Source organism: Pseudidiomarina andamanensis, assembly GCF_009734345.1.
GTDB classification, from domain to species: Bacteria; Pseudomonadota; Gammaproteobacteria; order Enterobacterales; family Alteromonadaceae; genus Pseudidiomarina; species Pseudidiomarina andamanensis.
In genome coordinates this window covers 559,453-570,722 of record NZ_CP032551.1, presented here as the reverse complement: position 1 = coordinate 570,722, position 11,270 = coordinate 559,453, and the positions used below count along the sequence as shown (strand labels likewise).

The window sequence follows — 11,270 nt, the reverse complement described above, 5'->3', positions numbered from 1 at the left end:
ACGCACCTACTCAGCTGACTTCGTAATAACGCACAGGTTGCTGCTGTTCAGCGACAGCGTCGGAAATCACCGCTTCATGAACATCATCACTGTAATCTTCGTGTGCCAAAGGCTTTAGCCCGAGCCGCTCAAATAAGGCTAAATCGCGATTAGTTTCTGGATTGGCAGTGGTAAGTAGACGTTCGCCATAAAAAATCGAATTCGCGCCCGCCATAAAACACAACGCTTGCAATTGGTCATTCATGGTTTCACGACCAGCCGACAAACGTACAAAACTTTGTGGCATTAGAATTCTCGCCACAGCAATGGTGCGGACAAATTCAAACGGATCGAGGTCATCGAGCTCGGCAAATGGCGTTCCCTGCACTTTAACTAACATGTTTACTGGCACACTTTCCGGGTGTTGCGGTAAATTAGCTAATTGTGCCAACAAGCCAGCACGGTCACGACGGCTTTCGCCCATACCAACAATACCACCAGCACACACTTTCATGCCCGCATCACGGACATTCTGTAGCGTCGACAATCTATCTGCGTAGGTACGAGTGGAAATAATCTCGCCATAGAATTCTGGTGACGTATCAAGGTTATGGTTGTAATAATCGAGACCAGCTTGTTTCAGCGCCTGAGCTTGTTGCGGGCTCAACATGCCAAGCGTCATACAGGTTTCTAGCCCGAGCTCTTTTACGCCTTTTACCATTTCAATGACATAGGGCATGTCGCGGTCTTTGGGATTACGCCATGCGGCGCCCATACAGAAACGACTTGCGCCTTGCTCTTTCGCTGCACGCGCCTCTTCAAGAACCTTTTCAACGGCCATTAACCGCTCTTTGTCTACGTCGGTACGATAATGCGCACTCTGTGGGCAGTATTTACAGTCTTCTGGGCAAGCACCGGTTTTAATCGACAACAACGTACTCACCTGTACCGCATTAGCATCAAAGTTTTGACGATGAACTTGCTGCGCTTGAAACAATAGATCATTAAAAGGTAACGCGAAAAGGGCCTCAATTTCATTGAGTTGCCAGTCATGGCGAATGACAGCCGACATAGTTAGATCCTTGGATACAACGTTTAAAAATAGTGATTTGATATTGCACAGGGTACGGAGTTTACCTAGACTGTCAACTTTATTTACCTCTAGAAAATTACAAACGGTTATTATTTAATCAATGATCACAAATAGCGACTTGCAATTTGATCGCCGACACATTTGGCACCCTTATACTTCCTTTCATGAACCGCTACCGGTGTATCCGGTTGTTGCGGCTGAAGGCTGCGAATTGATTCTTAACGATGGCACGCGACTGATTGATGGCATGTCGTCTTGGTGGGCCGCTATTCATGGTTACAACCACCCGCATTTAAACCAAGCCGCGATTGAACAAATGACAAAGATGAGTCACGTGATGTTTGGCGGTATCACCCATGAACCAGCAATTCGATTATCGCAAAAGCTCGTTGAGTTAACACCTGAAGGGTTAAATCGCGTTTTTCTTGCCGATTCAGGCTCAGTTTCCATTGAAGTTGCGATTAAAATGGCCGTGCAATACTGGTTTAGTCGCGATCTTCCACAAAAGAACAGAATGGCGACCATTCGCGGCGGGTATCACGGTGATACCTTTGCCGCGATGTCGGTTTGCGACCCCGTCAATGGCATGCATAGCTTATTTAAAGGTAGCCTCAGAGAGCAACTCTTTGCCCCTATTCCGAATATCGCGCCCGAACAACCGTGGCAGCCTGATTATTTAGTCCCACTGGAACAACTCCTTGAGCAGCATCAACACGAGTTAGCGGCTTTGATTTTGGAGCCAATCGTGCAAGGCGCTGGTGGGATGCGGTTTTATCACCCGGAATATCTGCGTGGGGCACGTGAATTATGCGACCAATACAATGTGCTATTGATTGCGGATGAGATTGCTACCGGCTTTGGTCGAACCGGCAAGTTATTTGCCTGTGAGCACGCCAACGTAACGCCAGATATTATGTGCCTCGGCAAAGCATTAACCGGTGGTTATCTCACGCAAGCTGCAGTGCTATGCAGCGATGATATCGCCGAGACTATCAGTCGAGGTCCTGCGGGTGGTGCATTTATGCATGGCCCAACCTTTATGGGCAATCCCCTCGCCTGTGCCATTGCCTGTGCCAGTATTGATGTTCTGCTAGATAGCCCATGGCAACAGCGCATTCATAACATTAACGCGCAGCTTCAAGCGGAACTTGAATCTGCACGACAACTACCGAACGTAGCCGACGTGCGCTGTTTTGGTGCCATTGGCGTCATCGAGATGAAACATGCCGTTGATGTTGCAGCCGCACAACGTTTATGTGTTCAACACGGCGTATGGATTCGCCCGTTTGGCAAGTTAATTTATGTGATGCCACCGTTTGTCATTCGTCCCGATCAGCTGAGCAAAATTACTCATAGCATGTGTTTACTGGCGGCTTCAGTGTGATTTTCGCTTGAGTCTGGCGCAAAGCAAGGTAACATATCAGCCTATTTTATTCTTATACCTTAACTAACGGAGTTTGTAGGCCCATGTCCTTCGCTACAATTGTCGATGTTTTATCGGGAAAAGTTGCCGTTGGTGATGAAGTAACTGTACGCGGTTGGGTTCGTACCCGTCGTGATTCAAAAGCAGGCATTTCATTTATCAACGTGCATGATGGTTCGTGTTTTGACGCTATTCAGGCGGTCGTACCGAATAATCTCGACAATTATGACAATGAGGTTCTCAAACTAACCACTGGCTGCAGCGTGGCGATCACCGGAACGGTGGCTGAAAACGCAGGTAAAGGTCAAAGCTTCGAAATTCAAGCCACTGCGGTTCACGTGTACGGCTTTGTTGAAGATCCTGACACCTACCCAATGTCACCAAAGCCGCATTCAATGGAATACTTGCGTGAATTTGCTCACCTGCGCCCACGCACCAATATTACCGGTGCTGTCATGCGCGTACGTAACTGCTTATCGCAAGCACTTCATCGATTTTTCCATGAGCGAGGCTATCTGTGGGTGGCAACCCCTATCATTACCGCTTCGGATGCCGAAGGTGCGGGCGAAATGTTCCGCGTGTCTACGCTGGATTTGATGAACCTGCCGCACACAGATAACGGCACAGTTGATTTCAGCAAAGACTTTTTTGGAAAAGAAGCATTTTTGACGGTTTCTGGTCAATTAAATGGCGAAACCTACGCTTGTGCACTTTCAAAAATTTATACTTTTGGCCCAACTTTCCGTGCCGAAAACTCGAACACCAGCCGCCACTTGGCTGAGTTTTGGATGGTAGAACCAGAAGTCGCCTTCGCGGATTTGAACGACATCGCTTACTTAGCAGAAGACATGCTGAAGTACTGTATCAATGCGGTGCTTGAAGAACGCGCTGACGATATGGCCTTTTTCCAACAGCGTGTTGATAAAGGTGTACTTGACAGGCTCAACCATGTCGTCAGCAACAAATTCGTGCATATGGACTACACCGATGCTGTCGAAATTCTGCAAAACTGCGGTAAGAAATTTGAATACCCAGTTGAATGGGGTACAGATTTGCAGTCTGAACATGAACGCTATTTAGCTGAAGAACATGTTGGCGCGCCGATTGTTCTGAAAAACTATCCGAAAGATATTAAAGCCTTCTATATGCGCCAAAATGACGACGGCAAAACGGTTGCTGCGATGGATGTATTAGCACCAGGTATTGGTGAGATCATCGGCGGTAGTGCCCGCGAAGAGCGTTTAGAGCGCCTTGATGCACGTATGCATGAACTTGGTTTGCCTACTGAAGATTATGGCTGGTACCGTGATTTACGTCGTTACGGTACCGTACCGCACGCGGGATTCGGGCTTGGCTTTGAGCGTTTAGTGACTTATGTCACAGGAATGGGCAACATCCGTGATGTCATTCCATTCCCTCGTGCACCAAAGACTGCCGATTTCTAACAATGATTGCAGGCAATAAAAAACCAGCTTCGGCTGGTTTTTTATTGGTTAACTTACTGCCAGAACTGAACTTTGTCGTTCAATTCCTTATTCGGTTTTATTGGTGTTGGTACTGCAGGTGTGCCCACATACAAAAAACCGACAATCACATCGTGTTCGTCTAGGCCAAGTTCCTCTTTTACAAACGATGATTCCGCGTACCAACCCGTCCGCCATATCGCCCCAAGCCCCTGCGAAAATGCTGCTTGCTGTAATAGCAATGTTGCACACGCCGCACTCGCTAGCTGTTCATCGCGCGGTACTTTATCGTGTGGTTGGTATTTCATCGCCACAGTAATTACCATTGGTGCACGCAGTGGTAGCTGACTTGCTTGCACGCATTGTGCCTCGGCTTGACCTTGCTCTACAGCAGCGCGCTGGAATATTTGCCCTAATTGCTGACGCTGCTCTTCCTTAAAAACAATAAAATGATACGGCATTAACGCCATATGATCAGGTGCTCGCGCTGCGGCTTTTAGCATCAAATTAAATTGCTCGTTCGTTGGGCCTGGCTCAATTAGCCGAGGCATTGACGAGCGTGTTGTTAAAAGTTCCAATGCGTCCATAACATCCTCAAAAAAGTGAAATTTCGCTACTGCGCTAAGTTTTCCATAGCTTAGCAAATGATCACGCTCTGTTACATTGTCTTACTAGTTTCTCAGTAATTTCTGCGGTAATCTCCTAACATCACTATTTAATTTGGGATTGTTTCATATGAGCGGTATCGCCTCAGTCTTCAAAAAGCTATTTAGCCTCATTAACGTCATTCGCAAAATCATTTTGAACATTGTGTTCTTCCTTATTTTGCTTGTGTTCATTGGCCTTTTTGCGGCAGAAGAAGAACCAATTCGAGTGCCAGACAACGGCGTGCTTGTGCTCGAATTAAATGGTCGCTTAGTTGAAGAGAAAACGTGGGTTGATCCTGTCGACGCATTTTTTGATGAAATGTTAGGCGGCAGTGGCCAGCCGGCAGAAGTTTTACTAAGCGATGTTGTGGTTGCGATTGAGAAAGCTGCAGCTGATGACCGCATCAGTGGAATCCAATTGAACGTGAGCAGCTTTACTGGCGGCGGCCTCAATAAGATGAATGTTCTCGGCGAAGCGCTGTTGGCATTTCGTGAAAGCGGCAAGCCGGTTATCACCTACGCTGACGCCTACAGCCAAGACCAGTACTACGTTGCGGCGCACGCCGACAAAATTTACTTAAACCCGCTCGGCATGATGATGTTTGAAGGCTATGGCTCGTATCGCCTGTACTTCAAAGAGTTACTCGAGAAATTGAAAGTCAGCACACATGTATTCAAAGTCGGTGCTTATAAATCGGCGGTTGAACCGTATACGCGCAACGATATGTCTGACCAAGCTCGTGAAGCGAACAAAATGCTTTATGACGAGCTCTGGCAAACGTATATAACCGATGTCGCTGCACTTCGTGAATTAGACTCACGTGTTCTTTCTGGCGATATGGACGAGTTCTTAGCCGCCGTAACGGAACACAATAACGATTTTGCACAAATGGCTGTCGGTACTGGTTTAGTTACTGATTTATATTCGCGCGAGCAATTCCGTCAAGAAATGATCACCCTAACCGGTCTTGACGATGACGAGAAAAGCTGGCGTCAAATTAATCACGAGGACTATTTAGAATCACTAAATGGCCAAGCTTTTAAAGAAGAAACCAAAGAACGTGACAACATTGCCATTGTTGTTGCGCGTGGTGTTATTGTTGATGGTCGTCAGAAAGCTGGCATGATTGGCGGTGACAGCACTGCTGAACTCTTACGAAAAGCGCGCTTAGATGATCAAGTCAAAGCGGTGGTGCTTCGCATTGATAGCCCAGGTGGCAGCGGCTTTGCTTCAGAAGTGATTCGCCAGGAAGTTCTCGAGTTACAGAAAGCTGGCAAACCTGTGATTGCTTCAATGAGCAGCGTTGCCGCATCAGGTGGTTACTGGATTGCTGCAAGTGCCGATGAAATTTGGGCCGCACCAGAAACCATCACCGGCTCAATTGGCGTGTTCGGTATGTTCTTCACGTTTGAAAACTCATTGGCTGAAATCGGTGTTTATAACGACGGCTATCACACCACGAATTTACCGGTACTCGACGTTACTCGTGGTCTTGATGAAGGCGGCAAGCAAGTCGTACAAATGAGCATCGAAAAGTTCTACCGTGATTTTGTGAGCATGGTCGCTGAAAGCCGCGATATGAGCTACGACGAGGTGCATGCTGTAGCGCAAGGTCGTGTTTGGACTGGTAGCCAAGCGCAACAGTTTGGGCTAGTTGACCAGCTTGGTGGGCTCGATGATGCCATTCGTGCGGCAGCTCAGAAAGCTGATGTTGTTGAATACGACGTAGAAGTGATTGAAGCCGATTTATCAGCTCGCGATAAGTTCATGCGTGATTTGTTCGGTCAAGCGAGTGCTTGGATACCGGCGTCCGTTTTTGAAAAAAATCACTCGCCAATTGAAATGGAATTGCAACGCGTGTGGCAGGAAGTTAAATTACTGGATAAATTTAACGACCCGAACGGTGTTTATGCACTGTGCGAACTATGTCCACTGCAGTGATTCATGACTAAAAAACGTATTTATGTCGCCTACACAGGCGGAACAATTGGTATGCAAAAGTCGACACAGGGTTATATCCCTGTGTCTGGCTTTTTGACAGAGTGTGTAAAGCGCATGCCCGAGTTCTATCGGGACGAAATGCCAGAGTTCACCATTCACGAGTATGATCCACTCATGGATTCATCGGATATGTCCCCTGCCGATTGGCAACACATCGCCGAGGATATCCAGAACAATTACAATGACTACGATGGTTTCGTGATATTACATGGTACCGACACCATGGCTTACACGGCTTCCGCGTTATCATTCATGTTTGAGAATTTAACTAAGCCGGTAATTATTACTGGCTCGCAAATACCTCTGGCAGCATTACGCTCTGATGGCCAAACTAACCTTCTGAATGCCCTTTATATTGCGGCGAACTACCCAATTCACGAAGTCGGCTTGTTTTTTAACAACACCTTGTATCGTGGTAATCGCGCAACAAAAGCCGATGCGAATGGTTTTAATGCGTTTGCATCACCAAATTTTGCGCCGTTGCTGAAAGCCGGCATACAAATTACGGTGGATGCTGGAACCATTGAAGACATTGGCCACGAACCCCTACGTTTAACCTCCGTAACACCTCAAGCAATTGGTGTGGTGACTTTATATCCCGGCATTTCAGCTGCAATTTTTGATAATATGCTGCAGCAGCCAGTAAAAGCCCTCATTATGCAAAGTTATGGCGTCGGCAATGCCCCACAAGATCCCAAACTACTTGCCAGTTTGCAGCGCGCCATTGAGCAAGGTACGGTTGTGCTTAACTGCACTCAGTGTTTCAAAGGCAAGGTGAATATGGGCGGTTACGCAACTGGTAACGCGTTGGCGCAAGTTGGCGTTGTCAGCGGTCATGACATGACTATTGAAGCTGCGCTCACAAAACTGCATTATTTGTTGTCACAGAATTTATCTCAGCGTGAAATAAATAATCTCCTTGAAACTAACTTACGTGGTGAATTGACCGCCTAAGCCGAATAATCACAGAACAACAAGAATAATAATATGGCTCTTAAATCTCCTGCTTTTTCATCTCGTATCGGTTTCATTCTCGCCGCAGCTGGTTCAGCTGTTGGCGTTGGCAACATTTGGGGCTTCCCAACTCAAGCAGCACAAAACGGTGGTGGTGCCTTTCTATTAGTTTATTTATTAATGGTTGCCCTACTCGCCTATCCAATGTTGGTTGCTGAGTTAACTATTGGCCGTATGCGCCAACGTAATCCGGTTGAGGCGTTACGTGCGCTAAGCGATAAGCCATTTTGGCGTGGTTTCGGTGCATTTACCGGAATTGTCGGATTAATTGTGCTCTCGCTAATTCTAAGCTTCTACGCCATTGTTTCCGGTTGGCTGCTCGCGTTTATGTTTGCGCCATTAGCCGAGTTGCTAGGATTTCATAGTGCAGCCACTTGGTTGACCGATTTTGGTGTTGAGCGCAATTTAATCATGATGGTCTTGTTCCTTGTACTTACCATTCATGTTGTGCGCTCTGGCGTAACCGACGGCATCGAGCGTTGGTCGCGTCGCCTTATGCCGTTATTGTTTGTTCTGCTGATTGCCATGGCGCTTTACATTTTAACGCTGCCTGGTGCTATTGACGGCTTAAAAATGTATCTCACGCCTGATTTTGAACAAGTAACGAATCCTAACCTGGTGATTCGTGCGATGGGACAAGCATTCTTCTCATTGTCATTGGGTGTTTGTTGCATGATGACCTATGGCGCTTATCTTTCCAAAGATGAGCACCTGCCAAAAACTGCAGGTTGGGTTGCTGGTCTCGATACTTCGGTTGCGTTTCTAGCAGGTCTACTCATACTGCCTGCAATGTTTGCCGCGCAGGAGCTCGGTGTCGTGATCTATGACCAAGCCGGTCAACTATTGTCGAGCGATACACTGGTATTTAACGTGTTGCCGGCGATGTTTAATTCCATGGGACATGCTGGATTATGGGTGGGGCTCGCCTTCTTTGCGTTAATGGTTATCGCAGCCATTACTTCATCCATTTCCATGCTTGAAGCGCCGGTTAATGCACTCGTTGAAGAAACCGGTCAATCACGCGCACAAATGGTTTGGGTAGTCGGCGCCACTATCGGCCTTATTTCAGCGATTATTATTTACAATTTCTCGAGTTTATTCGGTGCTGTTGTAACGTTTACGACCGTGTACATGCAACCGCTGCTCGCGCTTGTATTCGGTTTGTTATTAACGTGGATTCTACGCCAGCATTTCTTGCTTAAAGCGCTTCAAGAGGGTGCGCCTGAAATTGATAAAACTTGGTTCTGGAAAGTTTGGCCATGGTACGTCAAATTCATTTGCCCAATTTTGATTTTATTAGTCATCTGGCGGGGTTAATAAAGCTTACGCTTGCCTAGTCTAACTACTTGTTTTAATGAATAAATTTTTAGGCAAAAAAAATGCTCGGGACGAATCCAAGTTGTCCCGAGCTTAGGGGAATGGCTCAAGGGATTGAGCCGTGCGCTAACTCGATAAATTTCGAGGGTAAGATTTAGTTTAGATCGTAATTTTTAAAATGCGAATTTTTTGTGTGAAAAACGTACAAAATTATGTTCGCACCCGTTTAAACAACGAATAAAAGTTATGTGTAGTCACTTCTGCTACCTCAGCTAACGTCACACCTTTCACATCAGCAACGCACTTCGCAACATCGGCAACAAAAGCGGGTTGGTTCTCTTTACCGCGATGCGGTACCGGAGCTAACCAAGGGCTATCAGTTTCAATTAATAAGCGCTCAAGCGGTAACGCTTTTACAACATCGCGTAACTCGGCGGCATTTCGAAACGAAGCAATTCCAGAAATAGAAATATAAAAATCGAGGTGCTCAATTGCTTGCTGAGCCATCTCCAGTGATTCAGTAAAACAATGGAGCACACCACCGCAGCGGTCAGCATGGCCTTCGCGTAGCATCGCAATCGTGTCATCGCGGGCGTCGCGGGTATGAATAATTAACGGTTTGTCTAACTCATTCGCCAGCTCAATATGGTAAGCAAAACTCTCTTGCTGCACCGGGCGGCTTTCAGGATCGTAGTAGTAATCGAGACCGGTTTCACCAATAGCTACTACCTCAGGTAATGCAGCCCACTCTTTTAACTGTGCTTTATTCAGCGGATGTTTCGCAACATAGAGCGGATGCACGCCACAAGAAATACTGATATCAGAAAAACCAGCGACGCGTTCACGCATTGCGGGAAAATCGTCAAGCGTGACGCCAATGCACAGCATATGCTCAACTTGAGCCGCACGAGCGGCATCGATGATGGCAGTAAAATCGCCATTAAAATTTGCGAGATCTATTTTATCGAGATGACAGTGGGAATCGACAAACACAACAACTCCAAAATCAAAGATGTGTTACATAGTGGCGGTTGGTGTGCCCGTGTTACCAATAGCGGCTAACTTTGACTCAATCATGTTTTTTAACATGGCTTTATCGTCAATAAATTGAACACCAACGCCCTGCTGTTCTGGACGTCCAGGCTTAGATGGGGCTAACCACACGACTTTGCATTTTACCAACACTGAGTTTTGTTCACCAAAAAGACGTACTTCAAGTAGAAACGCATCACCAATATTTAGCGGTTCATCTGTTGTTAAAAACAACCCGCCGCCTTTAATAAAAGGCATGTAATAACGGCGTAATTGCGCTTCAGTACCAAGCACAATTCGTTTCTTTGGTAAGTCTGCTTCAGCGTCAGCTGCTACGGTCTTTGTTTCCATTGTAACCACTGTTGTTGTAATAATAATGGTAGGTTTAAGCCGGACTGTTCACGTGTAATTTTGCGCAAATTATAACATAAAGCGAGCCAACCGTTTAATGTTGTAACAGATATCTGTTCTCGTTGCAGCCATTCCTGCGCGCTTTGAGCCAGTTGCGGATAATGTAAGCGTTGTTGAGCGACCCTCTGGCGTATACGAACCAGTTCTTGCAGCCATGCCAGCGAGGCTTCAAGCCACTGCTGCACATCATCTTTCTTGGGCTGTGGCCATGGTGCGTCATTCATCATGGCGTACGCGATAATTTGAACAAAATCGACCGGATCGGCCATCTCCCCTTTCAATGCTGCTAATGCGGTCAATGGGGCGCCTTGGAACTGTTGACTTCGAATGCGCTCAGGTTCCGAAAGTGTTCGCCCTAACTGTTGTGTTAGCCAGCTTTCAACCGCCGTTTGATTCGGTTCATGAAAGGTGTGTAGACGCATGCGACTGCGTAGCGTCGGCAATAAATCGCTGGTACGCTCAGGGCTAAGTATTAAATAGGTATTTGCACTTGGCTCTTCGAGGGTCTTCAACAGCGCATTTGCTGCCTCAGTGGTCATGCGATGCGCATCTTTAATCCACGCAACTTTGCTACCATGCTGGCTCGCTGTTTGTTGCAATTTTTGGGTTAGCTCTCGAATTTTATCGACACCAATTGCGCGATTATCTTCGCTTGCAACGTCATAGTAGTCTGGGTGCGTGCCAGCAGCCATCAGTAAGCAACTTTTACATTTACCGCAGGCTTGTTGGCTTGGCTCTAAACAGAGTAAAAACTTAACCAAAGTATGCGTATAAGCTTCGGCACCCAAACCTTTTCTATCAGGTATACAGTGTGCATGGCCAAAACGCTGACTGTGGAAATCAGCAACCAGCTGCCGCCAAGGATCACGTAACCAAGGTAAACTCATAT

10 protein-coding genes are annotated in these 11,270 nt (G+C 46.7%); 5 read left to right on the top strand and 5 right to left on the bottom strand.

The window, feature by feature from the left end; all coding sequences use genetic code 11:
• Positions 1 to 10 precede the first annotated feature (10 nt).
• Positions 11 to 1,051, bottom strand: a complete 1,041-nt coding sequence (gene bioB, locus D3795_RS02755; protein ID WP_156266063.1) for a biotin synthase BioB — start codon at positions 1,049 to 1,051, stop codon at positions 11 to 13.
• A gap of 121 nt (positions 1,052 to 1,172) precedes the next feature.
• Between bioB and bioA the strand changes: the two genes are divergently transcribed.
• Both bioA and asnS read left to right on the top strand, forming a co-directional pair.
• Positions 1,173 to 2,456 carry an adenosylmethionine--8-amino-7-oxononanoate transaminase gene (gene bioA, locus D3795_RS02750; RefSeq protein ID WP_156266062.1) on the top strand — a complete coding sequence of 428 codons (1,284 nt, stop codon included), beginning with the start codon at positions 1,173 to 1,175 and terminating at the stop codon, positions 2,454 to 2,456.
• Between the two features lie 83 nt (positions 2,457 to 2,539).
• Complete coding sequence (gene asnS, locus D3795_RS02745) at positions 2,540 to 3,940, top strand: asparagine--tRNA ligase (RefSeq protein WP_156266061.1); 1,401 nt, start codon at positions 2,540 to 2,542, stop codon at positions 3,938 to 3,940.
• A gap of 53 nt (positions 3,941 to 3,993) precedes the next feature.
• Here the strand turns inward: asnS and D3795_RS02740 are convergent, their stop codons facing one another.
• A complete protein-coding gene (locus D3795_RS02740; RefSeq protein ID WP_156266060.1) occupies positions 3,994 to 4,545 on the bottom strand; it encodes a nitroreductase family protein in 552 nt (183 codons plus the stop codon).
• A gap of 148 nt (positions 4,546 to 4,693) precedes the next feature.
• Here D3795_RS02740 and sppA point away from each other — a divergent pair, with 148 nt between their 5' ends.
• Genes sppA through D3795_RS02725 form a run of 3 tightly spaced genes read left to right on the top strand, consistent with a single transcriptional unit; the run spans position 4,694 to position 8,938 of the window.
• Positions 4,694 to 6,547: a signal peptide peptidase SppA gene (gene sppA / locus D3795_RS02735; RefSeq protein WP_156266059.1), complete on the top strand. Its 1,854-nt coding sequence runs from the start codon at positions 4,694 to 4,696 to the stop codon at positions 6,545 to 6,547.
• A gap of 3 nt (positions 6,548 to 6,550) precedes the next feature.
• Positions 6,551 to 7,561, top strand: coding sequence for an asparaginase (ansA, locus tag D3795_RS02730; protein WP_156266058.1), 1,011 nt, complete (start codon positions 6,551 to 6,553; stop codon positions 7,559 to 7,561).
• A gap of 33 nt (positions 7,562 to 7,594) precedes the next feature.
• Positions 7,595 to 8,938, top strand: coding sequence for a sodium-dependent transporter (locus tag D3795_RS02725; protein WP_156266057.1), 1,344 nt, complete (start codon positions 7,595 to 7,597; stop codon positions 8,936 to 8,938).
• A gap of 210 nt (positions 8,939 to 9,148) precedes the next feature.
• Here the strand turns inward: D3795_RS02725 and D3795_RS02720 are convergent, their stop codons facing one another.
• Genes D3795_RS02720 through D3795_RS02710 form a run of 3 tightly spaced genes read right to left on the bottom strand, consistent with a single transcriptional unit; the run spans position 9,149 to position 11,268 of the window.
• Positions 9,149 to 9,931, bottom strand: coding sequence for a TatD family hydrolase (locus tag D3795_RS02720; RefSeq protein ID WP_156266056.1), 783 nt, complete (start codon positions 9,929 to 9,931; stop codon positions 9,149 to 9,151).
• Between the two features lie 24 nt (positions 9,932 to 9,955).
• Positions 9,956 to 10,321, bottom strand: a complete 366-nt coding sequence (locus D3795_RS02715) for a PilZ domain-containing protein (RefSeq protein ID WP_156266055.1) — start codon at positions 10,319 to 10,321, stop codon at positions 9,956 to 9,958.
• A complete protein-coding gene (locus D3795_RS02710; RefSeq protein ID WP_156266054.1) occupies positions 10,303 to 11,268 on the bottom strand; it encodes a hypothetical protein in 966 nt (321 codons plus the stop codon). Before D3795_RS02710 ends, D3795_RS02715 begins: the two co-directional genes overlap by 19 nt.
• Positions 11,269 to 11,270 lie beyond the last annotated feature (2 nt).